Consider the following 24,688-nt stretch of genomic DNA (forward strand, 5'->3'; position numbering starts at 1 on the left):
AGAGTGATGTTACGAAGTCGCCCGGTACCGGGCCGCTCGTGGCCGCCGTCGGCGAGGAGGCCGTCTCCGCCGCGGGCCCCGTCCCTCCCGCGCCCCCCGCCTCCGGCCCTTCCGCACTCTCCCCGACCGGTCCGGCCGCCCCCGCCGACGCTGCCCCGGCGCCGGCCCCGACACCCTCACCGGCCCTTCTCCGCGCCCCCGGCCTCACTCCGATGGCGGAACCGGCTCCCGCGCCACTGGATTTCACCGGCTTGGCCGAGTCCCCGAAGGACCTTCCGCTCCCCGAGACCCCCCGATCCGCACGGGAGCCGCGGCTCCCGCCGGACGCCCGCCCCTCGCAGATCTCCCACCCCGCCTCCGCCTTCGAGCCCTTCCGCTCGGTCTTCGACGCCGCCCCCCTCGCGATGGCCGTCCTCGACGGCGACGGGCTGGTCGTCAGCGCCAACGACTCCTTCGGCGCGCTGCTCGGCACCGGTCCCGGCGAACTCGCCGGGCAGGCCGCCGCCGACCTGGTCGACCTGGCCTCCGACACGCGCACCTGGCACGCCTACCTCGAGGTCCTGCGCGGCCGGCAGGCCCGGCTGCGCTGCACCCGCCGTCTCAAGCACGCCGACGGCCGCTCCCTGTGGGTCCAGGTCACGGTCGCCCCCCTGCCGCCCGAGAGCCCGACAGGACCGGCCGGGCCCCCTGGACCCACCGACGCACTCCCCGGCGTGCTGCTGTCCGTCGCCGACGTCAGCGCGCGGCGCGAACTCCAGGCCCGGCTGCGTCATGTGCGGATGCACGACCCGGTGACCCGGCTGCCCAACCGCACGCTGTTCTTCGAGCGCCTGTCGGCCGCGCTGGAGGCGGAGCCGACGGCACCGGCCACGTCGTACGCCGAGGAGCGCGGCGGGACCGGCCGGATCGGCCTGTGCTACCTGGACCTCGACGGCTTCAAGGCGGTCAACGACACCCTCGGCCACCGCGTCGGCGACCGGTTGCTCTCGGCCGTCGCCCAGCGGCTGACGAGCTGCGCCGACGCGGCCGCGCCCGGCCGGTCCGGCGCCCCGCTGGTGGCCCGGCTCGGCGGCGACGAGTTCGCGCTGCTCGTCGAGGACTCCACCGGCACCGAGCAACTCGCCACCCTGGCCGAGTCGGTGCTGACGGCGCTTCAGGAGCCGTTCGAGATCTCCGGCAGACGGCTGTCGGTGTCGGCGTCGATCGGCGTGGTCGAGCGGCAGGCGGCCGGGACCTCGGCCACCGCCCTGATGCAGGCGGCCGACACCACCCTGTACTGGGCGAAGGCGGACGGCAGGGCCCGCTGGACCCTGTTCGACCCCGAGCGCAACGCGCACCGCATGACCCGTCAGGCGCTGGTGTCCACGCTGCGCGCGGCCGTCGAGCGGGGCGAGTTCACGCTGGAGTACCAGCCGCTGGTCGGCCTGGACGACGGGCGGCTGCGCGGGGTCGAGGCGCTGGTGCGCTGGCGGCACCCGCAGTTCGGCGTGCTGACGCCGAATCGGTTCATCACACTGGCGGAGGAGGACGGCTCGATCGTGCCGCTCGGCCGCTGGATCCTGGCCACCGCCTGCCGCCAGGCCCGGCGCTGGCAGCTGGACCATCCGGACGAGCCGCCGATCTTCGTCAGCGTCAACGTGGCGGTCCGCCAGGTGTGGGACTCCGACCTGGTCGCGGACGTGGCCCAGGTGCTGGCGGAGACCGGACTGGCGCCGCACCTGCTCCAGTTGGAGCTGACCGAGTCGGCGGTGATGGGCTCGGCCGGACGGCCGCTCCAGGCCCTGCGGTCGCTGAGCGACATGGGCGTGCACATCGCCATCGACGACTTCGGCACCGGCTACTCCAACCTGGCCTACCTCAGCCGGCTGCCGGTGTCGGCGCTGAAACTGGACGGGTCCTTCGTGCGCGGTTTCCAGTACGCGGAGCGACAGATGCGGGAGACCGAGGACAGACAGACCGAGGACAGGCAGGCGGAGGACCGCCGGGCGGAACCCCCGCAGGCGGACGTCCGGCCGGCGCGGACGCGGGAGGCCGCGGCGGGCCGGCCGAGCCCCGCCGACGAGGTGATCGTGGAGGCGATGATCCAGCTGGCCCACCGGCTGGGGCTGACCGTCACCGCCGAGTGCGTGGAGACCTCGGACCAGGCCAGCCGGCTGCGCCGCATCGGCTGCGACACCGGGCAGGGCTGGCTCTACTCCCGCCCGGTGCCGCCGGACCGCATCTCCGAACTCCTCGCCGGCCACGCCTGCGGACGCCGGTAGCGGCGGCAGGCAGCCGGTGGCGAGCCCGCCTAGGAAGCGGTGCCGGGCAACCCGTAGACGTCCGCGATGAGTTCGTAGCTGCGCAGGCGCACGTCTCCGCTGTGCGCGTTGCTCGTGATCATGAGCTCGTCGGCGCCGGTGCGCTTCTGCAGCTCGTCCAGGCCGTCGCGGACCTCGTCGGGCGTGCCATGGATGACGTTGGCGTTCCAGGAGGTGATGAACTCACGCTCCATCGGGCTGAACTCGTACGCCTCCGCCTCCTCCGGGGTGGGGACCAGACCGGGGCGGCCGGTGCGCAGGCGGACCATGTTCAGCGCGGCGGCCAGGACCTGGCGGCGGGCCTCCTTCTCCTCGTCGGTGGCCAGGGCGGCGACGCCGATCAGGGCGTACGGGGCGTCGAGCACCGCACTGGGCCGGAACGACTCGCGGTACAGGTCCAGGGCCGGGACGGTGTTCTGCGCGGAGAAGTGGTGGGCGAAGGCGAACGGCAGGCCGAGCATGCCGGCCAGGCGGGCGCTGAAGCCGGAGGAGCCGAGCAGCCAGATCGGCGGCCGATGCGGGGACTGCACGCCGCCCGGGGAGGTGGCCTGGACCGGGCCGGGGACGGCGTGGATCCGGCGGTAGGGGTGGCCGTCGGGGAAGTCGTCGTCGAGGAAGCGGGTGAGTTCGGCGAGCTGCTGGGGGAAGTCGTCGGCGCCCTCGTTCAGGTGGTCGGTGCGGCGCAGCGCGGCGGCGGTGGCGCCGTCGGTGCCGGGGGCCCGGCCGAGGCCGAGGTCGATCCGGCCGGGGGCCATGGCCTCCAGCGTGCCGAACTGCTCGGCGATGACCAGCGGGGCGTGGTTGGGCAGCATCACGCCGCCCGAGCCGAGGCGGATGCGCTCGGTGTGGGCGGCGAGGTGGGCGAGGATCACGGCCGGTGAGGAGGAGGCGACGCCCGGCATGGAGTGGTGCTCGGCGACCCAGTAGCGGTGGTACCCCCTGGCCTCGGCGAGGCGCGACATCGCGACGCTGGTCCGCAGCGCGTCGGTGGCGGTGCGGCCCGCTCCCACGGTCACCAGGTCCAGTACGGAAAGGGGTACGGGTGCGGTGCCGTGGGCTTCGCCGCGGATCTCGTTCGCCAACACGGGGGCGCCTCCTGTGTGTGCCGTGCGCTGTCCTGCCTGCGCGGCCACAACAGGAGACGCTCTCCGCTTATTCCCTCACCCGTCTCTCGGTCCGCCTCTTCCCGTCTCCGGGTCCGCCTCTTTGCGTCCCTCAGGCCGCCAGCGCGTGTCCCGGATGCAGGACCACCTTGGTGTAGCCCTCGATCCGCTTGTCGAACTTCTGGTACGCCTGAGGCGCGTCCTCCAGCGGCAGCTCGTGGGAGACCACGAAGCTGGGCTTGGCCCGCCCGGCGATGATCAGGTCGCGCAGCTGGCGGTTGTACCGCTTGACGTTGGTCTGGCCGGTGCCCATCTGCTGACCCTTTTCGAACATCCGGCCGATGGAGACCAGCAGCTGTCCGTGCTTGGCGTGCTCGTCGGGTGCGCCCGGGTCGGAGGGCACGTACAGGCCCGGCACACCGAGCTTGCCGGTGGGCCGTACCGTCTCCACGAGCGTGTTGAGGACGACGGCGGGCTCCTCGTGACTGGTGTCCTGGTGGGACTGCGCCTGGTAGCCGACGGCGTCCACGCCCTTGTCGGTGCCCTCGCCGTCCGTCTGCTCCTTGATCTGCTCGGCCGGGTCGCCCTTGGTGAAGTCGATGGGGATGGCTCCGATCTCCTCCGCCTTGGCGAGCCGCTCCGGCACCCGGTCCACCGAGAACACCTTGGCGGCGCCGCGCAGCAGCGCCGAGTAGGCGGCCATCAGGCCGACCGGACCGGCGCCGAAGACCGCCACGGACTCGCCGGGCGAGACCCCGGCGAGCTCACAGCCGTGGTACCCGGTCGGGAAGATGTCCGCGAGCAGCACGAAGTCGGTCTCGTACTCCTCTCCCGGCGGCAGCTTCAGGCAGTTGAAGTCGGCGTAGGGCACCCGCACCCGCTCCGCCTGGCCCCCGAGGTACGGGCCCATCGCCACATATCCGTAGGCTCCGCCGGCGAAGCCGGGGTTGACCGTCAGGCAGAACCCGGTATTCTCCGCGAGGCAGTTCTTGCAGAACCCGCACGCGACGTTGAACGGCATCACGACCCGGTCGCCCTCGGACAGGGAGGTCACGCCGCTGCCGACCTCCTCGATGATGCCGAGGTTCTCGTGCCCGAAGACGATGCCCGGTTCCGCGGCCGTGCGGCCCTCGTACATGTGCAGGTCCGAGCCGCAGATCGCGGACGACGTGACCCGGACGATCACATCGTTGGGGTGCTGGATGCGCGGGTCGTCGACGTCCCGCACCACCACGTTGTAGGGCTTTTCATAGACGACGGCTTTCACCTGGGTCACCTCCGCGTCGGACGCTGGCACCGACGGGCCGCTGCCGGGGACGGGGACACACAGGGACGGGGACACACAGGCCAACCGGACCGCCGGGTGCTGCCGTGGGCCCCGGGCGTTCTCGCTGCACCGCCGGACTCTTCCAGGTAACGCCCCCGCGACCGGGGCCGCAACCGCGCCAAGGCATCACACCTGGACGATCGGCTCCCGCATGAACAGCGCGCCCAGGTCGGGCGCGTTGACCCGGCGGTCCGTGAGCCTCAGCCCCTCCCACACGGTGACCTGGTTCGCGGTGAGGACCGGTGTGCCGCACCGCTCCTCCAGGGCCGGGATGTGGGAGACGGTGTGCAGGGCCGTGTCCGGCAGGAGCAGCGCCTCGGCCCCGGTGGTGTCCACGGCCCCTGCCAGGGACAGCACCTCCGGCTCGCCCCAGCCGGCCACCTCGGCCGCGGTGGCGGCACCGCCGCTGTGCTCGGCGACCACCTCGATGCCGCCGGCCCGCAGGAAGTCCACGAACAGGGCGGTCACGTCCTCGGGGTACGGCGACGCGACCGCGACACGACGTGCGCCGATCTCGCGCACCGCGTGCACGAAGCCGAAGGAGGTGGCGGAGGCCGGCATGCCGGCGGCCCGGGCGAGGGTGCGCACCTGCGTGTGGGCGTCGTGCAGGCCCGGCCCGAAGCCGCCGCTGGTGCTCGCCCACACCACCGCCTCCGCGCCGGCCAGCCGCAGCCCTTCGACGTTCCGCGTCAGCCGCTCGGCCGGGACCGCCTCGCGCACCGCCGCCGCCCGGTAGGCGTCCTCGCAGGCGACATGCACCAGGTCCACCCGGACGTCGCTGCCCAGGAGTTGCTCGATGCGCGGATAGTCGTCGTCCGCGAAGTGGCCCGGGTAGAGGACTCCGAGTGCGGTCATGACCAGCCTTTCTGCTGTTCTTCCGGGCAGTACGGGCAGAGCGCTCGCCGAGTCGTCCGGCGGCGCCCGGCAGGTTCCACCGCTCGGGTACCCAGTTGTCGCGACACCGTTCCACCCGGTGACCCGGCCGGCCGGGACGACGGGCACGCTCCGTTCGTACCGGTGCCACTGCCTGTGCACCTCAGCCCGTGCTCCCCGCCGCCGCGAAACGGAACCGTCTCGCCCACGTCACCGTTCCATCACGTCCGACGGCAGACCCGCATAGTTCCCGTGAGTCGGGAAGGGGCCCCCACTGGCCGTATCTGGCCCGTCCGGCAAGGCTCTCTGGAGGTTCCACGTCCATGACCGAGTTTCCGAACCTGTCCCGCAGGGGCTTTCTCACCAGAACCGCGGCCGTCGGCGGCCTGCTGACGGTCCCCGGACTCCTCAGCGCCTGCAGCAAGACGGACAGCGATGACGGCAGCGGGAAGCTGGACCAGCTGAAGAAGCAGGGCTACGTGAAGGTGGCGTACGCCAACGAGGCCCCCTACGGCTACAAGGAGAACGGCGAGCTCAAGGGTGAGGCGCCCACGCTGCACCGGGAGATCTTCAAGGCGCTCGGCGTGCCCGAGCTGCGCCCGACCTTCTCCGAGTGGGACGGCCTGATTCCGGGCCTGCAGGCCGGGAAGTACGACGTGATCAGCGCCGGTATGGCGATCATCCCGGACCGCTGCGCGAAGGCGCTGTTCTCCGAGCCGGAGTTCATCTCGCCGACCGCGATGATGGTGAAGAAGGGCAATCCGAAGAAGCTGACCGACCTGGCGGCCGCGAAGAAGGCCGGGGTCACCATCGGCGTGATGTCCGGCGCCGTCGAGAAGGACTACGCCACCGGCGCCGGGATACCCGCCGGCAGCATCAAGACGCTGCAGAACCCGCAGGACGGCGCGGACGCGGTCAAGGCCGGCCGGATCGACGCCTTCCTGCTGACCAGCATCTCGCTGAACTGGCTGGCCAAGACCAACAGCGGGCTGGAGGTCACCCAGCCGTTCATCCCGGAGGTCGACGGCAAGAAGCAGTACAGCCCGGGCGGCGCCGTCTTCCGCAAGGGCAACGAGGAGCTGCGGGACGCCTTCAACGAGCAGCTGAAGAAGATCACCTCCGACCAGGCCCGCTATGTGAAGCTCATCGGGCAGTACGGCTTCGGCAAGGAGACCATCCCGCCCGCGAACCTCAAGACCGCCGACCTCTGCAAGGGCTGACAGGGACGCCTGCGCATGGGTGACTTCTTCTCCTACTTCTTCAGCCACTTCTCCCAGGTGTGGTCCGGCCTGACCGTGACGCTGGAGGCCACGGTGCTCGGCGCGGCCGTCGCGCTCGTGCTGTCCTTCGTGTTCGGCTTCATGGCGGGCAGCCGGTCCGTGCTGGTGCGAGGCGTGTCCCGGGTGATCGTGGAGTTCTTCCGCGGCACCTCCCTGTACGTGCAGCTGTTCTGGTTCTTCTACGCCTTCCCGCTGCTCTTCCAGTACCAGCTCACCCCGCTGTTCTGCGGGGTACTGGCCTTCGGCATGAACTACGGCGCCTACGGCTCCGAGGTGGTGCGCGGCGCGCTGAACGCCGTACCGAAGGCGCAGTGGGAGGCGGCGGTGGCGCTGAACATGACGCCGTCGCAGCGGATGCGCCGGGTGATCCTGCCGCAGGCGTGGGTGCAGATGATCCCGCCGTTCACGAACCTGCTGATCCAGCTGGTGAAGTCCACCCCGCTGCTGTGGCTGATCCAGGCGGCGGACCTGACCACGGTGGTGCAGCAGATGCGGACCCGCACCGGCGAGACGACATGGGCCTATCTGACGCTGCTGGTGCTGTACTTCGTCATCGCCTACGTCCTGACCCTGCTGATGAACACCCTGGAGCGGCACGCGAAGTCCCGGCTCGGCCAGCGCGGTGACGTCCGCTCCCTGCTGCGCACCCGGAGCGCCGAGTCGCCGCGCAGGTCCGAACTGGCGGGAGGTGCCCGGTGAACTACCAGTGGGACTGGGGCGCGATGGGGGACGCGCTGCCCCTGCTGCTGAAGGGTTTCGAGACCACGCTGTTGGCCACCGTCCTCGGCACCCTCGTGGCCGCCGTGCTGGGGCTGATCGTCGCCGTGCTGGGCCGTGCCCCGACCCGGCTGGTCACGGTGCCCGTGCGGGCCGTCACCGAGTTCGTGCGGTCCACGCCGATGCTGGTGCAGCTGGTCGGCGCCTACGCGATCTTCCACACGGTCGAGCCGCTGGTCATCGGCATCGCGGTGCTCGGCATCCACTACGCCTCCTACCTGTCGGAGGTGTACCGGGCGGGCATCGACGCCGTGCCCAAGGGCCAGTGGGAGGCCTGCCGGGCGCTGTCGCTGTCGACCCGGCGCACCTGGCAGGCGGTGGTGCTGCCGCAGGCCGTGCGCAACGTGCTGCCCGCGCTGGGCAACTACGGCATCTCCATGTTCAAGGAGACCCCGTTCCTGGCCGTCATCACGGTGTCGGAGATGGTCTCCCAGGCCCGCGAGTACGGGGCCACCCACTTCGTGTACGCCGAGACGTTCACCCTGGCTGGACTGATCTTCCTGGCGGCTAGCTATCCGACCTCGCTCCTGATGAGAAAGCTGGAGAGGCGCCTTGGCCACTGATCCCCTGCAGAAGACGAGCCCGGCGGACGCGGTGCCGCAGGCACCCTCCGACCTGGTGCGCTTCGACCATGTGGTCAAGCGCTTCGGTGACCACGTCGTGCTCGACGAACTGGACTTCAGCGTCCGGCGCGGCGAGCACGTGACGCTGATCGGGCCGAGCGGTTCGGGCAAGACGACCATCCTGCGGCTGCTGATGACCCTGGAGCGGGTCAGCGACGGCGTGATCTGGGTGGACGGCCGGCCGCTGTCCCACATGCCCGGTCCGGACGGCCGGCTGAGGCCGGCCGACGAGAAGCACCTGCGGCAGATCCGCAAGAAGATCGGCATGGTCTTCCAGCAGTTCAATCTCTTCCCGAACATGACCGTGCTGCGGAACATCACTGAGGCACCCGTCAACGTGCTCGGGCTGAGCCGCGAGGAGGCCGAGCAGCGGGCGCGCGAGTTGCTGGACCTGGTCGGGCTCGCCGACAAGGTCGACGCGCACCCGTCGCAGCTCTCCGGTGGCCAGCAGCAGCGGGTGGCGATCGCGCGGGCGCTGGCCATGCGGCCGGAGATCCTGCTGCTGGACGAGGTGACCTCGGCGCTGGACCCCGAGCTGGTCGCCGGCGTGCTCGACCTGCTGAGGGAGATCGCGCACACCACCGACATCACGATGCTCTGCGTCACCCATGAGATGAGCTTCGCTCGCGACATCTCCGACCAGGTGATGATGTTCGACTCCGGCCGGGTGATCGAGTCCGGTCCGCCGGACAAGATCTTCGGCGAGCCGGAGCACGAGCGCACCCGCGAGTTCCTCAGCGCGGTGCTTTGATCCGTATGGGCGCCGGACCGGCTTCGACCGGCGTGGCCGCGCGCGGCGCGGCCCGCACGGCCATGCCGGTCCGCCCTGCCCGGGGTGGTCCCGAGCACCCCTGGGGACCAGGTACTATTTTCTTCGTCGCCGACCGCGGGAAGCGGAAGGCGAGAGTCATGCGCCGCTAGCTCAGTTGGTTAGAGCAGCTGACTCTTAATCAGCGGGTCCGGGGTTCGAGTCCCTGGCGGCGCACGAGTCGAGAGGCCCCTCGCGAAAGCGGGGGGCCTCTCGCGTCCCGGCTCGGGCCGGCTACGGCGTGCCGCCGTCCGCCGGTCTAGACCAAATGGGGCGATGGTCACCCCTTGGGCATGCCCACACCGACAACAGGACGGCTTCCGGACATCCGGTGGTCAGGAGCACCCCTCCCCGTCCTGTAAAGTTGTCCACGTCAGCAGGCGCCGCTAGCTCAGTTGGTTAGAGCAGCTGACTCTTAATCAGCGGGTCCGGGGTTCGAGTCCCTGGCGGCGCACGATGGCGATGGCGAGACGTGTTCGCGGAAAGCGCGAACCAGTCTCGCCATCGTTGTGTTTGCGCGGCTTCGCCGCGCGTTGTGGGGGCTTCGCCACCCACACCCCCGACGCCGCTTCCCGGCGAAGCAGCTTGGCCACCACCCTCCTTTCCGCACCGCATCGGCGCTCCGCCACCCGCGCCCCCTCCGCCCATCGCACCCATCGGCACTCCGCCACCCACCCCCGCACCACCCCTCGCACGGGTGTGCCGCCCTGGCGCGTGCGTCGAATGGCCGTTTGAGCCTGCTGCCCGATGTACGGGGAAAAGCGGCTCCTGTGCGTCGACGGCCGCCGAGCAGGGCAGCCATGCAACCGGCACGAATCCGATGACACGCGCGTGACCTGCGTGTGGGGGGATGACTCATGACGTCGACGCCGACGGGCGCCTGGCAGCAGTATGACCGCACCCGCCGAACTGGTCGCACGGGCCACACAGACCGCGACAGTCACACAAGCCGCTCCGGCCACACCGGGAGTCTGCGCACGCTCCGGACGACCCTGCCGAGATACGACTACGAGCACTACAGCCGCCTGGCCGGTCCCCTCACCCGGCCCGACCCGGACCGGCCCTACCGGGTGCGGTACCGCTCGCTGATCTCGCAGGAGCCGCACCGCCTCCGCGTCGCGCTGATGCTCGCCGCCGCGCCGCTGCTCTCCCTGGTCCTGCTGGCCTGGCTGCTGCAACCGGGGCACTGGACCGAGCGGGACCACCCGGCGTACGGCTTCCTGCCGGTCCTCGACGTGGTGATGCTGGTCTCGATCGGCCTCATCGAGTTCTTCCGCTGCATGAACGTGCTGTCCAACGCGCACGCCACCCTGGTCGCCCGCGACCCGGTCCCGGTGGTGCCCGAGACCGGCACCCGTGTGGCCTTCCTCACCACCTTCGTGCCCGGCAAGGAACCGCTGGAGATGGTGACGAAGACCCTCGAGGCCGCCGTGCGGCTGCGGCACCGGGGCGTGATGCACGTCTGGCTGCTCGACGAGGGCGACGACGAGGAGGTGAAGGCGGTCTGCGCACGCCTGGGCGTGCACCACTTCACCCGCAAGGGCGTCGAGCGCTGGAACCGGCCCACGGGCCCGCACCGCGCGAAGACCAAGCACGGCAACTACAACGCCTGGCTCCAGGCGCACGGCGACGCCTACGACTTCTTCGCCTCCGTCGACACCGACCATGTGCCGCTGCCCAACTATCTGGAGCGGATGCTGGGCTACTTCCGCGACCCGGACGTCGGCTTCGTCATCGGCCCGCAGGTCTACGGCAACTACGACTCGTTCGTCACCAAGGCCGCCGAGTCGCAGCAGTTCCTCTTTCACGCCCTGGTCCAGCGCGCCGGCAACCGCTACGGCGCGCCCATGTTCGTCGGCACCTCCAACGCCGTACGGATCAGCGCCGTCAAGCAGATCGGCGGGCTGTACGACTCGATCACCGAGGACATGGCGACCGGCTTCGAGATGCACCGGGCCAAGAACCCGGAGACGGGCCGCAGGTGGAAGTCGGTCTACACCCCGGACGTGCTCGCCGTCGGCGAGGGCCCGAACGCCTGGACGGACTTCTTCACCCAGCAGCTGCGCTGGTCACGCGGGACCTACGAGACGATCCTCAAGCAGTACTGGAAGGGCTTCGGCTCGCTGCCGCCGGGCCGGCTCCTCAACTACACCATGATGATCGTCTTCTATCCGATGTCCGCCCTCAACTGGATCCTGGCCGCACTGAGCTGCGTGCTGTTCCTGGGCCTGGGCGCCTCGGGCGTGAACATCGACCCGACGGTGTGGCTGATGCTGTACGGCAACGCCTCGGCGCTCCAGATCGGCCTGTACGTCCGGAACCGCCGGCACAACGTCTCCCCGCACGAGCCGGAGGGCTCCGGTGGTGTCGCCGGGATGGTGATGGCGGCGCTGTCCGCGCCGATCTACGCCCGCGCGTTGCTGGACGCGGTGCTGCGCCGCCGGAGCAGGTTCGTGGTGACCCCGAAGGGCGAGTCGGCGAGCCCCGACACCCTGTTCGGGACCTTCCGCGCGCACTGGTTCTTCCTCCTCGTCTTCGCGGGCTCCCTCGCCGCCGGTTTCGCCCGCGGTCACGCCCACCCCGCGATGATCACGTGGGCGGCCCTCGCGCTGCTGATCACCGCCTCGCCGATCCTCGCCTGGCGGTGGACGCCGCGTCACGACGTGCGCAGGCCGGAGCCGGTCACGGCCGTGCCGCACGGCGATCCGCAGGACTCCGCACCGCCCGTCCGCACACCGCACATGCCTCCGTCGGCGCACCTGTCGCACCCACAACCCCGCGGGCCACGGGAGCCACAGCACACGCCACCGGGCCGACCCATCTGCGCCTGGTCCGGCGGCAGGAGCGCGGAGGGGACGGGCGAGCGCACCCTGCGGATCGCCCTCGGCGGGCTGGGGGGACGTGAGGAGTGAGGGAGCAGCAGGCCGGCCTCCGCCGGGCCCGCCGCCTCGGGATCGGCGCGGTGGCGGTCCTCGCCCTGGCCGGGACGAACGGGCCGTGGCTCTACCGCCTCGGCACGGAGCGCTACCACCAGTACGCGATCGACAAGCCCGAGTACAAGGCGGCCAACGGCCACTGGGACATCGTCGAGTTCCCCGGGAAGTACCGGCAGAACACCATCCACGCGGTGTTGCTGCACACCGGGAAGGTGCTGCTGGTCGCGGGCTCGGGCAACGATCAGGAGAACTTCGACGCCAAGAGGTTCGACTCGCGGATCTGGGACCCGGTCAGGGGCACCGTCAAGAAGGTGCCCACACCCGACGACCTGTTCTGCACGGGCCACACCCAACTCGGCGACGGCAAGATCCTGATCGCGGGCGGCACCAAGCGGTACGAGAAGCTCGAGGGGGACGTCACCAAGGCCGGCGGCCTGATGATCGTGCACAACGAGAACCCGGACAAGCCGATCACCCTGCCCGCGGGCACCCGGTTCACCGGCCGGGCCAACGGCAAGACCTTCGTCTCCAAGGACCCGGTGCTGGTGCCGCGCGCGAAGAAGAACTTCGACCGGAGAACAGGGAGGTTCCTCGGCAACACCCCGGGGCTGGGCCGGATCTACGTCGAGGCGCAGCGGCGCGGTGCCGCGTACGAGACCGGGACCCAGGACAACTACCGGATCCAGGGCCTGACCGGCGCGGACGCCCGCAACACGTACGGCATCGCGCAGAAACTCGCCCTGGACAAGAAGGACTTCCAGGGCATCCGGGACGCGTACGAGTTCGACCCGGTCGCGGAGAAGTACATCAAGGTCGATCCGATGCACGAGGCCCGCTGGTATCCGACGCTCACCACCCTGAGCGACGGCAGGATCCTCGGCGTCTCGGGCCTGGACGACATCGGCCAGCTGGTCCCGGGCAAGAACGAGATCTTCGACCCCCGGACGAAGAAGTGGACGTACACGCCGAAGACCCGTCAGTTCCCCACCTATCCGGCGCTGTTCCTGATGCGGAACGGCAAGATCTTCTACTCGGGTTCGAACGCCGGTTACGGCCCCGACGACGTGGGCCGCGACCCGGGCGTCTGGGACGTCGGCAGCAACAGGTTCAGCAAGGTGCCCGGGCTGAGCGACCCGGACCTGATGGAGACCTCCGGCACGGTGCTGCTGCCGCCGGCCCAGGACGAGAGGTACCTGGTCATCGGCGGCGGCGGGGTCGGCGAGTCCAGGCGGTCCAGCAGGAGGACCCGGCTGATCGACCTGAAGGCCGAGCACCCGCGTTTCAGCGACGGGCCGCTCCTGGAGAAGGGCACCCGCTATCCGCAGTCCTCGATCCTCCCCGACGACACCGTGCTGGTCTCCGGTGGTTCCCGGGACTACCGGGGCCGCGGCGACTCCGACATCCTCCAGGCCCGGTTGTACGACCCGAAGTCCGACACCTTCACGCGGGTCGCCGACCCGCTGGTGGGCCGCGACTACCACGCGGGCTCCATCCTGCTGCCCGACGGCCGGGTGATGTTCTTCGGCTCCGACCCGCTCTACGGCGACAAGGCCGGCACCGAGCCGGGCACGTTCGAACAGCGCATCGAGATCTACACGCCGCCGTATCTGTACCGGGGCGCGCGGCCCTCGCTCTCCGGCGGCCCGGTGACCATCGCGCGGGGTGCCTCGGGAACGTTCACCTCGCGGCACGCCACCGCGATCAGGAAGGTCCGGCTGATCCGGCCCAGCGCCTCCACGCACGTCACGGACGTCGACCAGCGCTCGATCGCGCTGGACTTCGAGGCGTCCGGGAACAAGCTCACGGTGACGGTGCCGAGGAACCGGAATCTGGTGCAGTCGGGCTGGTACATGCTGTTCGTGGTCGACGACCAGGGGACGCCGAGCACGGCGCGGTGGGTGAAGGTGCCGTAGCCGGCCCGGGTCGCCGAGCCGGCCGGTGGCCGAGCCGGACCGTGCCTACCGGCTCGCCCTGGCCAGGGCGAGCGCATGGCTCGCCCACCACCGGCCCGCCTTCGGGCCGCCCTTGCACTCGCCGTCCGACTCGCCGGGCCGCTTCACCCAGAGGTAGGCGTCCGCGAGCGGGTCGGCGGTCCTGGTCGTGGGCGGATCGCCCAGGGCGCGGCCCGGCGGGTTGCACCAGCGCTCGTCCGGGTCGCCGTCGGTGTAGGGACCGTTGCCGTTGCGGCTGGTGTCGACGACGAAGTGCTTCCCGCCGGCCTCGGCCGACAGCTGCCTGCCGTAGGCGAGGGAGTCCGGCGTCGAGTAGAAGTTGGACACGTTGACCGCGAAGCCGTCGCCATGGCCGACGCCCGCCCGCTCCAGCGGCTCGGCGACCTGGTCGGGGCGGCCCCAGCCGGCGTTGCCCGCGTCCAGGTAGACCTTGGTGTTCTTCAGGGACTTGAGCGTGCGGACGGCGCCCTCCAGGAGGTCGTAGCGCTCCTCGTGGAACTCGTCCGGGGTGCAGCCGTCCACCAGGTGCAGCACGGCGTCCGGCTCCAGGACCACCGTCGCCGGGCGGTCCCCGATGCCCCGGGCGACGGCGTCGATCCAGGCGCGGTAGGCGTCGCCGTCGGCTGCTCCGCCCCGCGAGTACCGTCCGCAGTCGCGGTGCGGGATGTTGTACAGCACCAGCAGGGCCGTACGGCCCGCGCGATCGGCGGCCTCGGTGAAGGCCCGGGCCTCCCGCTCGGGATGCTCCGGACCGATCCACTCGCCGGTGGGCTGCTCGGAGATCTTGCGGATCTGCTCGGCGTCGTCCTTCCTGCCGGCCTTCTCGTACGCTTCGACCTGCCGGGCCGCGGTGCCGTCCGGGTTGACCCAGAACGGGTCGGCGGCCTTGGGCTGCCGGCTGATACGGGCGCCGGCCCCGTCCTTGTCGTCCCCGTCCCCCGACGCGCACCCCCCGAGCAGCAGCGCCGCCCCCAGCACCGCCACGGTCAGCGGGGCGCGCCGGGCCCGGGCCGCCCTGCTGCCGTCCATGCGACTCCCCTCGGTGCGTACGCCCTGGCCGCGCTCCATGCTGCCAGGCCGCTTCGGGCTCACGGGCCGGTTCCGAAGAGGTGGCGCGTGAGCCGGTTGCACGAGGTGAGAGGGGGTGCGCGAACATGCTCCGGGCGCCGGGGCGGGTCGTGTTTCAGCGGCCGGACGGTGCGGGCGGCGGGCTGTCCTCCGTGGGGCGACCGACCGCGGCCATGTCCCCGGTGACGGTGGCCGGCCGGGCCGGGTCCTGCCGCACCTCGACCCGGCCGCTTCCCCACTCCCACACCCCGAGCAGAAGGACCAGCCAGGCGAGCCCGGCCAGCAGACGGCCGGCACTCCTCAGACGTTCGGTGTCGGACATCGTGATCGCATCCCTCAGACCTCTGTCTCGGACTGCGGCTCGGGCTCGGTCCCGCTCTCGGCCCGGGCCCCGGGCTTGGTCTTGGTCTCGGTCCCGCTCTCGGCCCGAGTCTCGGGCTTGGCCTCGCTCTCGACCCGGTTCTCGGTCTTGGTCCCGGTCTCGCCGTCGTCCCGGGTGCGGGTCGCGCCGAGCGCCCGGGGCAGGAGGAGGACGGCGGTCGTCGCGGCTCCCGCGAGGACCAGGCCGGTCACCGCGTGCGCCGTGCCGGGCGGGGCCGTGACGGGATGGAGCTCCGCACAGAGCGTCATGTCCAGTGAACCCATCGTGAACCTCCGGGTACCAGGAGACGCCCGGGGGACCGGTCCCGCATCCGCGGCGGAGCGCCGCTGCTCCGTCCGGGTGACGGGAAGCGGTACGGAGGGGTCAGACCAGGTCCACCAGGTCGGCGATCGAGTCGACGACCTGGGACGGCCGGAACGGGTAGCGGTCGACGTCCTTCGGCTGCGTCACCCCGGTCAGCACCAGGAACGTGCGCATCCCGGCCTCCAGACCGGCGAGCACATCGGTGTCCATGCGGTCACCGATCATCGCGGAGCTCTCCGAGTGGGCACCGATCGCGTTCAGCCCGGCACGCATCATCAGCGGGTTGGGCTTGCCCACGAAGTACGGCTTCTTGCCGGTCGCGGCGGTGATCAGGGCGGCGACCGAGCCGGTGGCCGGCAGGTCGCCCTCGGCGGACGGGCCGACGTTGTCGGGGTTGGTGGCGATGAACCGGGCGCCGTTGTTGATCAGCCGCACCGCCTTCGTCAGGGCCTCGAAGGAGTACGTCCTGGTCTCGCCGAGGATCACGAAGTCGGGGTCGTGGTCGGTCAGGATGTAGCCGACGTCGTGCAGCGCGGTGGTCAGGCCCGCCTCGCCTATGACGTAGGCGCTGCCGCCCGGCCGCTGGTCGGCCAGGAACTGGGCGGTGGCCAGCGCCGACGTCCAGATGTTCTCCACCGGCACGTCCAGGCCCATGCGCCTCAGCCGGGCGTGCAGGTCGCGCGGGGTGTACATGGAGTTGTTGGTGAGCACCAGGAAGGGGTGGCCGGAGTCCCGCAGCTTCTTGAGGAAGGCGTCGGCACCGGGGATCGGGACACCCTCGTGGATCAGGACCCCGTCCATGTCGGTGAGCCACGACTGGACGGGCTTGCGTTCTGCCATGTTGCGGATCTCCTGCCGTACGCGGGCCTGCATGGGCCTCAGCCTAACGAGTGACCCGATCTTGCCGGAACGGTTCGGCTTCCCGCGGTCCGCTTCCACGATGCGACACGCGCGGTGCCGTACGGACAGCGGGGCAGGGTTGGAGGGCGGCGCAGACGGGCGCCGGGCCGCGCCGGAAGGTGTCGGCATCCGCGGCCGGGGTGGGCTGCGGCTCACTCGGGGTCGTCGATCGCCGCGGCCGGCCACGGGTTCAGCGGCGCCTCCAGGTCAGCAGCAGCGTGCCGCCGGCGACCAGCAGCAGGGCGACGGCCGAGATCACCGCGTACGCGGCGGCGAGGCCGGTGCGGGCGAGCTGGTCGGCGAAGGGGAGGTCGTCGTCGGGGGCGGCGGGGTCGGCGGAGGCCGTGGGGGTGGAGGTGGCCGACGGGGCGGTGTCCGTCCGCGCGTGCTTGTGCGTGTGGGCGTGGGGGTGGGACCGGATACGGAACCGGTAGTCGTTGGACTGCCCGACCCAGTCGCCGTCGTCGTCGTGCCGCTGTACGACGGCGGCGGTCGCGGTGACCTCGTTCGCCACGGCGTCGGAGGTGAACGAGAGCCTGACCTTCACGGTGACCGTGCTGCCCGGCCCCACCGTGAACCCGGGCAGCCCGGCGTCGAACGGACCGACGAGTTCGTCCTGGTCGGTGGACTCCAGGCGCACGGGGTGGGCTCGGGCGCCGTCGTAGAACTCCAGCCGGACCTGGCCGGCCTTGAGCGCGCGCTTGTCGTCGACGAGGACGACGACGGGGTGGACGGCGGTGCAGGTGCTGGTGGTGGTGTTGGTGAGGTCGAGGGAGAAGGTGCCGTGTCCGCCGCCCGCGCGGTAGGCGGCAGGGCCGCCGTGGATACGGCTGGCGATCGGGAACTGACGGTCGTCCGTTCCCGCGCAGGCGGGACGCGAGTCGGCCCGGGCGGGGGCGGGGCCGGTCAGGAGCAGGGCGGCTGCGGCAAGGCAGGGGAACAGGGGCGTGCACAGTCGCATGACCACGTGACCTTCCCGAGTCCCGGCGTCTCCAAGGAGCCACCCCGGACACGCCCCTCGAACAGCCCCGCGTTTCCGCCCGACCGGCCCAGCGGCCGACCTGGCTGCGGGCAGTCGTGCCGGGGCAACTGCGGGCGGTCGAGTCGACTCGGCCGCGGGCAGTGGCGCCCCCGTGGCGCGCCGCCCCGGTGCGTCATCCCGGTGCACCTCACCCGGTGTGCGGCGCCCCGGACGTACCCCGGGCGGCACGCACGCACGCGGGTGGCACCCCCTTGAGGGAAGGCGCCCGGCACGCGGGGCAGGCACCCCGCTTCCCCGGCGACCGTCCCCGCGGGTGCCCTCATCCGTCTCCCCGCCCGAACAACGGCGCCAGCAGCAGCTGTGCCGCCCCCGTCGCGACCCGCCACTCCCCGCCCGGCGCCGCCCGGACCGGCACCCCGCACGCAGCGCTCCCGCCCCGCCGGGCCCGCGCGGCGACCCCCGCGCCGACCCCCGCCACGAACACCTCCGGGGCGGACGCGACCGTACGCCCGCCCAGCAGCACCAGATCGATGTCCAGCAGCCCCACCAGATTCGCCGCCCCCGCCCCCAGCACCCGCGCCGCCTCCTGGACGTCCCCCCGCTCCACGGCCGCCAGGCACAACGCCTCGACACACCCCCGCTCACCGCACCCGCACCGCGGCCCGTCCAGCTGGATCACCTGGTGGCCGAACTCCCCCGCCCCGGTCCGCGCGCCCCGGTGCACGCTCCCGCCGATCACCAGCCCGGCCCCGAGTCCGGTGCCGAGATGGAGATAGGCGAAGGAGCCGCCCTCTCCGGCGACGGTGAGCCCCAGCGCGGCGGCGTTGGTGTCCTTGTCGACGACGACCGGCAGCCCCAGGCGCGCGGCGAGCGCGTCCCGCAGCGGAAAGCCGTCCCACTCGGGGAACCCGGTCACCCGGTGCAGCACCCCCTGTGCGTGGTCGAGCGGCCCGGGCAGTGCGACGCCCACCCCGAGGACCGAGCCCTCCGGAACCGACCCGGCCGGCGGTCGCACCGACCGCTCCACGGCGTCCAGCACCGACTCGGCCCCCGCCCCGAGGTCGAGCGGCGCACGCCACTGCCCGACGACGGCGCCGGTGAGGTCGACGAGGACCACCCGCAGTTCGTCGCGGTCCAGGTGCACTCCCACGGCGTGTCGGGCGTCCGGCACCAGCCGCAGCACCGTTCGCGGCTTGCCGCCGGTGGAGGCGCGCCGCCCGGCCTCGGCGGCCAGTCCCTGCTCCCGCAGCCGGGCGGTGATCTTGCTGACGGCCTGCGGGGTCAGCCCGGTGCGCTCGGCGAGCTCCAGCCGGCTGATGCCCCGCTCGCCGGCCGTGCGCAGCAGGTCGAGCACCAGCGCGGTGTTGTGGCTGCGCACACCCAGCAGGTTCACACCCGCCGCGTCGCCCCTGATCCCGCCGATGCCACCCGCGCCTCCGGCTCCGCCGCCCGTGCCTGCCCTGCTGTTCGTACCGCTCACGGTCCCCATTCTCCCCGCCGCTTGCACTTTGGCAACAGCGTTGCGAAAGTGGGTGCCATGACAGGTACGACAGGCACCCCCCTCCGCGTGGGCCTCATCGGCTACGGCCTCGCGGGCTCCGTCTTCCACGCCCCGCTGATCGCCACCACCGACGGCCTGGTCCTCGACACGGTCGTCACCTCCGACCCGGATCGGCAGGCGCAGGCCCGCTCCGGGCACCCGGGCGTGCGGACCGTGGCCGGCCCCGACGAGCTGTTCGCCCGCGCCGGCGAACTCGACCTGGTCGTCATCGCCTCTCCGAACAAGACGCACGTCCCGCTCGCCACGGCCGCGCTGGAGGCCGGACTGCCGGTGGTCGTGGACAAGCCGGTCGCGGGCACGGCGGCCGAGGCACGCGACCTCGCGGCCCTCGCCGAGAAGCGCGGACTGCTCCTGTCCGTCTTCCAGAACCGCCGCTGGGACAACGACTTCCTGACGCTGCGCCGGCTGATGGCCGACGGCGAGCTGGGCGACGTATGGCGGTTCGAGTCGCGTTTCGAGCGCTGGCGTCCGGCACTCAAGGGCGGCTGGCGCGAGTCGGGTGACCCGGTGGAGATCGGGGGTCTGCTCTACGACCTCGGCAGCCACGTGGTCGACCAGGCCCTGGTCCTGTTCGGCCCGGTCACACAGGTGTACGCCGAGTCGGTGATCCGCCGCGCGGGTGCCCAGACCGACGACGACACCTTCATCGCGCTCACCCACGCCGGCGGCGTCCGCTCCCACCTGTACGTCTCCGCCACCGCCGCCCAACTCGGCCCGCGTTTCCGGGTGCTGGGCTCGCGGGCGGGCTACGTCAAGTACGGGCTGGACCCGCAGGAGGACGCGCTGCGGACGGGGGCACGTCCGGGTCCCGAGGGCTGGGGCCGGGAGGACGAGTCCCTGTGGGGCCGGGTGGGTGCCGGGGAGTCCCCGGTGACCGGCGGCGGCCGTGCCGTACCGACCCTGCCCGGCGACTACCCGGCCTACTACGCCGCCGTGGCCGCCGCCCTGCGCGAGGGTGCGCCGAACCCGGTGACGGCCCGTGAGGCGGCCGCCGCGCTCGACGTCCTGGAGGCGGCCCGCCGCTCGGCCCGCGACGGAGTGGCGGTGCGACTGTGACCGCGACCCCGGAATCCGTCCCCACCCTCGAGGAGCTCCAGGCGCAGGAACGCCGCCTGGTCTTCAGCCGGTTCAGTCACGAGGACGCCTGGGTGCTGGGCTCGCTGCTGGTGGAGCTGGCGCGGGAGCGGCAGGCGCCGGTGGCCATCGACATCCACCGCGCCGGCCAGCAGCTCTTCCACGCGGCCCTGCCCGGCTCCACCCCCGACAACGACGCCTGGATCGCCCGCAAGCGCCGGGTGGTGGAGCGCTACGGCTCCGCCTCCTACCTGGTCGGCGCGCGCTTCCGGGCCAAGGGGACGACCTTCGAGGACTCCTCCCGCCTGGACCCTGACACCTACGCGGCGCACGGCGGCTCCTTTCCGATCATCGTCGAGGGCGTCGGCGTGATCGGCGCGGTCACGGTGTCGGGCCTGCCGCAGGTGCAGGACCACCAGCTCGTGGTGGAGGCCCTGGAGTCGTTCCTCGACCGGTAGCCGTGCCGGGCCGGCCACGGACAACCGTGATCCCCCGAGGGAGGCGTAGTCCCCTCGGGGGATCAACGGCGAGGCCCCGCGGGTCGGGGTGCGTGTACGCGAGATGATCACCGCACCCGCCCGGAGGGATCGGAATCGATGAGCGACACGGCAGCCACGCCGAAGGAAACGGCCGCGCTGAAGGAGAAGGTCGGCCGGTACGGCGTCTGGAGCATCGGCCTCCGTTCGGAGGACCCGACCCGGCGCGGCGAGATCGCCGAGGCCGCGGCCGAACTGGAGGAGCTCGGCTACGGCGCCGCATGGCTCGGCGGCAGCAGCGCGCCCCACAACGCCGCCCCGCTGCTGGAAGCGACCTCGAAGCTCGTCGTCGGCACCAGCATCCAGAGCATCTGGGAGTACGACGCCGAGGCGTGCGCGGCCGGCCTCACCGAGCTGGAGGCCTCCCACCCGGGCCGGTTCGTCCTGGGCCTGGGGGTGAGCCACGCCAAGCTCGCGGAGCAGTACCGGCGCCCGTACTCGGCGATGGTCGCCTATCTGGACGGCCTGGACGCCGCGGGGGTGCCCGCCGCACGCCGGGTGCTGGCCGCGCTCGGCCCCCGCATGCTGCGGCTGGCCCGGGACCGGGCGGCGGGCGCGGTCCCGTACCTGGTCACCCCTGAGCACACCGCGCGAGCCCGGGACACCCTGGGCGAGGAGCCGCTGCTGGCACCGGAGTTCAAGGTCGTCCTGGACGAGGACCCGGACCGCGCCCGCGAGACGGCCCGCGGCTACCTCGCGATGTACCTGCAACTGCCGAACTACACGGACAACTTCCTGCGCCTGGGCTTCACCGAGGAGGATGTGCGGCACGGCGGCAGCGACCGCCTGGTCGACGCGGTGTTCGCCTGGGGCGACGAGAGCCGGATCCGGGCCCGCGTGGAGGAGTTCCGGGCGGCGGGCGCGGACCACGTGGCCCTCCAGATCGTCACCGGCACGGGCGACCGCGACGCACTCCCGCGGGAGCAGTGGCGCAGGCTGGCAGATCTCCTCGGCTGACCGAAGCGGGGGCGCGGCGGCGCCGCCATGCGGCTCCGCCGTGGGGGCGTGACCCGTCCCAGCGGCGCGGCCGACACGGGAACACCGCAGCCCCCCGTTCCCCGGTCCTCCGGGGACTGCCTACGCGTCCTTGAGTTCCTGACGCTGGCGCCCCAGGCCCTCGACCTCCAGCTCGACCACGTCGCCGGAGCGCAGGAACGGCTTCGGGTCGGGCCGCCCGAGGGCCACGCCGGCCGGGGTGCCGGTGTTGATGACGTCGCCGGGGTAGAGCGTCATGAAGTGGCTGACGTAGCGCACGACTTCCGCGACCGGGAAGATCTGCTCGGCGGTCGTGCCGTCCTGCTTCAGCTCCCCGTTGACCCACAGTCTGAGGGAGAGGTTCTGCGGGTCGGGCACCTCGTCGGCGGTCACCAGCCACGGCCCGAGCGGGTTGAACGTCTCGCAGTTCTTGCCCTTGTCCCAGGTGCCGCCCCGGTCCATCTGGAACTCGCGTTCGGACACGTCGTGCGACACGGCGTACCCGGCGACATGCGCGAGCGCCTCCTCGTCGGACTCCAGGTAGCGGGCCGTACGGCCGACGACGACCGCCAGCTCCACCTCCCAGTCGGTCTTGGTGGAGCCGCGCGGTACGAGCACGGTGTCGTTCGGCCCGACCACCGTGTCGGCCGCCTTGAAGAAGATCACCGGCTCGGCGGGCGGCTCGGACCCGGTCTCACGGGCGTGGTCGTGGTAGTTCAGCCCGATGCACACGACCTTGCCGATGCGGGCGAGCGGCGGCCCGATCCGCAGCCCGGTCGCGTCGAGCGCGGGCAGTTCGCCGGCGTCGGCGGCGGCCCGGACCCGGCCGAGCGCCGCGTCGTCGGCGAGCAGCGCGCCGTCGATCTCCGGGACGACTCCCGACAGGTCACGCAGGGTGCCCTCGGCGTCCAGCAGCGCGGGCCGCTCCGCCCCCGCCGTACCGACTCGCAGCAGCTTCATGTTCCCCATCTCCCTCGATCGCGGGCAGCCCGGCCGAGCGACGCGACCTGGGTGCGGCGGACGCGGCCGTCGGAGGACCGGTCGATCCTCCAAGGTCGAGGTCCAGTCCGCAATACCCCGTTCACGTACTGGACCGTGGGCAGGTCCACGCGCGGGGTCACCGGTAGAGCACCGCCCGTTCGACCGCGCTCCACGCCGTGCTGGTCACCACGTACAGCGCGGCGGCCAGCGGCACCACCGCCACGGTGACGAGCGTGACGTAGGACATGAGCGGCATGGCCTTGCTCACCGCGCCGAGCCCGGGCGTCTGCTCGCCGCCGCCGAGCGCGACCGCACCGCTCTCGGCCGCGCTCCGCTTCGCGCGCACGAAGTTGAGGGTCGCGGCGGCGGCCACGACCGCGAACAGCGCGACGTACACGAACCCGGACACCCCGAAGACCTGGCCGTCCGCCAGGACGTCCGCCCACCGGCCGCCGAGCGGGGCGGCCAGCAGCCGGTGGCCGAGCAGCCCGTTGTCCTCGCCGCCGATCGTCGAGCTGGAGAAGAGGCGGTACAGCAGGAAGAAGGCGGGCAGCTGGAGCAGGTTGGGCAGGCATCCCGACAGCGGTGACACCTTCTCCTCGGCGTGCAGTTCGAGCACCGCCTTCTGCATCCTCTCGGGATCCTTGCGGTACTTCTTCCGCAACTCGGCGACCCTCGGCTGGAGCGCGGCCCGGGCGCGCTGCCCGCGTGCGGCGGCGCGTGAGAGGGGGAGGACGAGGAGGCGTACGAGCGCGGTGAACAGGACGATCGCGGCGGCGGCCGCGGAGGCGTGGAACAGCGGCTGGAGCAGGTCGGCGAGCCGCTCGACCAGAGTCGCGAAAACGGACAGCAGTGCGGACATGGATGAGCCCTCCGGGGTCATACGTCGTGCCGGGGTCGAAGACATGGCGGCATGACGACCGGACCCGCGCAGGGCCGAGGAGGAAACGGGAAGTGCGCCCTACGCGACGGCGGTCGTCGGGAGGGCGTGTCCGGGCGCTCGAGGCCGTCGCCGGCCCGCGGCGTCGGGATCGCGCTGCGGCAGGAAGGCCGTACGGCGTGCTCGGTCGCGGATGGCTGTTCGCACCCGGGTGAGCGGCATGACCGGCACGGAGCGCGCCGCGAGCAGGGCGCAGGCGACGAGCGCCGCCCCGGCCGCGACGGTGACGGAGAGACTGCCGGTGTCGAGCAGCGACAGCTGGAGGGCCAGGACCAGCAGGGACAGCAGCACGGGAGCGAGTCGCGCACCGACCCGGTGACGGATCACGGTCGACTCCCCCTTCCTTTCGTCCCGGCTGTCCATGGAGCCGGCTGTCGCCTCGATCGTACAGACGACTTCGTCATACAGGATCGGTCTGGAGCGGCTGCAACAGCCTCTTCGGCCGCAGCAGCGCCCGGCTGACCGGGTCCGCCGGGTGGGGATCGAGTCCGGGCCCCGGCTCCATGAGCACGTCCGGGACGGGCACCCCGGTTCCGCAGGCGGGGCATTCGCCGTACGGCCCGAGCTCCGTGCCGCAGTCGGCGTGCCGGAAGACGCGCAGTTGCTCCTCGCCGAAGTGCTCGCGCCCCCACAGGCCGAGCGCCCGCAGGGCGGGCCACAGGGCGATCCCGCGTTCGGTGACGACGTACTCCTCCCGGGGCGGCGACTGCTGGTACCGCCGTTTCTCGAGGATGCCCTCGGAGGTCAGCGTCTGGAGCCGGGCGGCGAGAACGGCGCGGGGGACACCGAGGTGGACCAGGAAGTCGTTGTAGCGCCGTACGCCGTAGAGCGCGTCGCGGACGACGAGCAGCGTCCAGCGCTCCCCGACGATCTCCAGCGCGCGGGCGATCGAGCACTCCTGCGTCGCGTAGTCCTTGCCCAGTGCCATGAGGCCCACTGTAGCCACTTTCCGACACCTTGGTTCAATGAACGAACCTAGGCTGCTACGGTGGCGACAGCTCCCGAGT

At 72.0% G+C, this 24,688-nt stretch carries 23 protein-coding genes and 2 tRNA genes; 12 read left to right on the top strand and 13 right to left on the bottom strand.

What is annotated here, in order from left to right:
- Positions 1–212: 212 nt before the first annotated feature.
- Entirely contained in the window at positions 213–2,261 is a 2,049-nt protein-coding gene (locus tag ACWDUZ_RS12000) for a putative bifunctional diguanylate cyclase/phosphodiesterase (protein WP_451631697.1), read from the top strand.
- Between the two features lie 29 nt (positions 2,262–2,290).
- On the opposite strand, the gene ACWDUZ_RS12005 is transcribed toward ACWDUZ_RS12000, so the two are convergent.
- From ACWDUZ_RS12005 to ACWDUZ_RS12015, 3 genes are all read right to left on the bottom strand, one after another.
- The gene (locus ACWDUZ_RS12005; RefSeq protein ID WP_451631834.1) at positions 2,291–3,382 is read right to left on the bottom strand and encodes an LLM class flavin-dependent oxidoreductase; all 1,092 of its coding nucleotides are present in this window, start codon (positions 3,380–3,382) and stop codon (positions 2,291–2,293) included.
- A gap of 133 nt (positions 3,383–3,515) precedes the next feature.
- Positions 3,516–4,670 carry a glutathione-independent formaldehyde dehydrogenase gene (locus ACWDUZ_RS12010; protein WP_451631698.1) on the bottom strand — a complete coding sequence of 385 codons (1,155 nt, stop codon included), beginning with the start codon at positions 4,668–4,670 and terminating at the stop codon, positions 3,516–3,518.
- A 186-nt stretch (positions 4,671–4,856) separates the two neighbouring features.
- Positions 4,857–5,585 carry a maleate cis-trans isomerase family protein gene (locus ACWDUZ_RS12015; RefSeq protein WP_451631699.1) on the bottom strand — a complete coding sequence of 243 codons (729 nt, stop codon included), beginning with the start codon at positions 5,583–5,585 and terminating at the stop codon, positions 4,857–4,859.
- Positions 5,586–5,926: 341 nt separating this feature from the next.
- On the opposite strand from ACWDUZ_RS12015, the gene ehuB reads away from it, so the two are divergent.
- The 8 genes from ehuB to ACWDUZ_RS12055 all read left to right on the top strand — a co-directional run bounded on the left by ehuB (position 5,927) and on the right by ACWDUZ_RS12055 (position 13,940).
- On the top strand, positions 5,927–6,823 hold the full coding sequence (gene ehuB / locus ACWDUZ_RS12020) for an ectoine/hydroxyectoine ABC transporter substrate-binding protein EhuB (protein WP_451631700.1): 897 nt from the start codon (positions 5,927–5,929) through the stop codon (positions 6,821–6,823).
- A 15-nt stretch (positions 6,824–6,838) separates the two neighbouring features.
- Entirely contained in the window at positions 6,839–7,582 is a 744-nt protein-coding gene (ehuC, locus tag ACWDUZ_RS12025) for an ectoine/hydroxyectoine ABC transporter permease subunit EhuC (RefSeq protein WP_451631701.1), read from the top strand.
- A gap of 23 nt (positions 7,583–7,605) precedes the next feature.
- Positions 7,606–8,223, top strand: a complete 618-nt coding sequence (gene ehuD, locus ACWDUZ_RS12030; RefSeq protein ID WP_451631835.1) for an ectoine/hydroxyectoine ABC transporter permease subunit EhuD — start codon at positions 7,606–7,608, stop codon at positions 8,221–8,223.
- Positions 8,213–9,034, top strand: a complete 822-nt coding sequence (gene ehuA, locus ACWDUZ_RS12035; protein ID WP_451631702.1) for an ectoine/hydroxyectoine ABC transporter ATP-binding protein EhuA — start codon at positions 8,213–8,215, stop codon at positions 9,032–9,034. Before ehuD ends, ehuA begins: the two co-directional genes overlap by 11 nt.
- A 160-nt stretch (positions 9,035–9,194) precedes the next feature.
- A tRNA-Lys gene (locus ACWDUZ_RS12040) sits at positions 9,195–9,268 on the top strand.
- Positions 9,269–9,471: 203 nt separating this feature from the next.
- Positions 9,472–9,545: transfer RNA gene (locus ACWDUZ_RS12045), tRNA-Lys, on the top strand.
- A gap of 403 nt (positions 9,546–9,948) precedes the next feature.
- A complete protein-coding gene (locus tag ACWDUZ_RS12050) occupies positions 9,949–12,003 on the top strand; it encodes a glycosyltransferase family 2 protein (RefSeq protein WP_451631703.1) in 2,055 nt (684 codons plus the stop codon).
- Positions 12,000–13,940, top strand: a complete 1,941-nt coding sequence (locus tag ACWDUZ_RS12055) for a galactose oxidase-like domain-containing protein (RefSeq protein ID WP_451631704.1) — start codon at positions 12,000–12,002, stop codon at positions 13,938–13,940. Before ACWDUZ_RS12050 ends, ACWDUZ_RS12055 begins: the two co-directional genes overlap by 4 nt.
- A 45-nt stretch (positions 13,941–13,985) precedes the next feature.
- Here the strand turns inward: ACWDUZ_RS12055 and ACWDUZ_RS12060 are convergent, their stop codons facing one another.
- The 6 genes from ACWDUZ_RS12060 to ACWDUZ_RS12085 all read right to left on the bottom strand — a co-directional run bounded on the left by ACWDUZ_RS12060 (position 13,986) and on the right by ACWDUZ_RS12085 (position 19,103).
- Complete coding sequence (locus ACWDUZ_RS12060) at positions 13,986–15,008, bottom strand: glycoside hydrolase family 6 protein (RefSeq protein WP_451631705.1); 1,023 nt, start codon at positions 15,006–15,008, stop codon at positions 13,986–13,988.
- 154 nt (positions 15,009–15,162) lie between these two features.
- Positions 15,163–15,369, bottom strand: coding sequence for a hypothetical protein (locus ACWDUZ_RS12065; protein ID WP_451631706.1), 207 nt, complete (start codon positions 15,367–15,369; stop codon positions 15,163–15,165).
- 14 nt (positions 15,370–15,383) lie between these two features.
- A complete protein-coding gene (locus ACWDUZ_RS12070; RefSeq protein ID WP_451631707.1) occupies positions 15,384–15,692 on the bottom strand; it encodes a hypothetical protein in 309 nt (102 codons plus the stop codon).
- Positions 15,693–15,792: 100 nt separating this feature from the next.
- Positions 15,793–16,572, bottom strand: a complete 780-nt coding sequence (locus ACWDUZ_RS12075; RefSeq protein WP_451631708.1) for an HAD-IIA family hydrolase — start codon at positions 16,570–16,572, stop codon at positions 15,793–15,795.
- A 250-nt stretch (positions 16,573–16,822) separates the two neighbouring features.
- The gene (locus ACWDUZ_RS12080; RefSeq protein ID WP_451631709.1) at positions 16,823–17,593 is read right to left on the bottom strand and encodes a hypothetical protein; all 771 of its coding nucleotides are present in this window, start codon (positions 17,591–17,593) and stop codon (positions 16,823–16,825) included.
- Between the two features lie 340 nt (positions 17,594–17,933).
- A complete protein-coding gene (locus tag ACWDUZ_RS12085) occupies positions 17,934–19,103 on the bottom strand; it encodes an ROK family transcriptional regulator (protein ID WP_451631710.1) in 1,170 nt (389 codons plus the stop codon).
- 48 nt (positions 19,104–19,151) lie between these two features.
- On the opposite strand from ACWDUZ_RS12085, the gene ACWDUZ_RS12090 reads away from it, so the two are divergent.
- The 3 genes from ACWDUZ_RS12090 (at position 19,152) to ACWDUZ_RS12100 (ending at position 21,742) form a co-directional block, all read left to right on the top strand.
- On the top strand, positions 19,152–20,231 hold the full coding sequence (locus ACWDUZ_RS12090; RefSeq protein ID WP_451631711.1) for a Gfo/Idh/MocA family oxidoreductase: 1,080 nt from the start codon (positions 19,152–19,154) through the stop codon (positions 20,229–20,231).
- Positions 20,228–20,707, top strand: a complete 480-nt coding sequence (locus ACWDUZ_RS12095; RefSeq protein ID WP_451631712.1) for a heme-degrading domain-containing protein — start codon at positions 20,228–20,230, stop codon at positions 20,705–20,707. Before ACWDUZ_RS12090 ends, ACWDUZ_RS12095 begins: the two co-directional genes overlap by 4 nt.
- Positions 20,708–20,845: 138 nt before the next feature.
- Positions 20,846–21,742 (top strand): LLM class F420-dependent oxidoreductase, encoded by an 897-nt coding sequence (locus tag ACWDUZ_RS12100; protein ID WP_451631713.1) that lies wholly within the window; start codon positions 20,846–20,848, stop codon positions 21,740–21,742.
- Between the two features lie 120 nt (positions 21,743–21,862).
- On the opposite strand, the gene ACWDUZ_RS12105 is transcribed toward ACWDUZ_RS12100, so the two are convergent.
- From ACWDUZ_RS12105 to ACWDUZ_RS12120, 4 genes are all read right to left on the bottom strand, one after another.
- Positions 21,863–22,720 carry a fumarylacetoacetate hydrolase family protein gene (locus ACWDUZ_RS12105; protein ID WP_451631714.1) on the bottom strand — a complete coding sequence of 286 codons (858 nt, stop codon included), beginning with the start codon at positions 22,718–22,720 and terminating at the stop codon, positions 21,863–21,865.
- Between the two features lie 157 nt (positions 22,721–22,877).
- Positions 22,878–23,591 carry a YidC/Oxa1 family membrane protein insertase gene (locus ACWDUZ_RS12110; protein ID WP_451631836.1) on the bottom strand — a complete coding sequence of 238 codons (714 nt, stop codon included), beginning with the start codon at positions 23,589–23,591 and terminating at the stop codon, positions 22,878–22,880.
- A gap of 111 nt (positions 23,592–23,702) precedes the next feature.
- A complete protein-coding gene (locus ACWDUZ_RS12115) occupies positions 23,703–24,008 on the bottom strand; it encodes a DUF6412 domain-containing protein (protein ID WP_451631715.1) in 306 nt (101 codons plus the stop codon).
- A gap of 73 nt (positions 24,009–24,081) precedes the next feature.
- The gene (locus ACWDUZ_RS12120; RefSeq protein ID WP_451631716.1) at positions 24,082–24,609 is read right to left on the bottom strand and encodes a winged helix-turn-helix transcriptional regulator; all 528 of its coding nucleotides are present in this window, start codon (positions 24,607–24,609) and stop codon (positions 24,082–24,084) included.
- Positions 24,610–24,688: the final 79 nt, after the last annotated feature.

This window comes from Streptomyces sp. NPDC003393, from assembly GCF_053589015.1.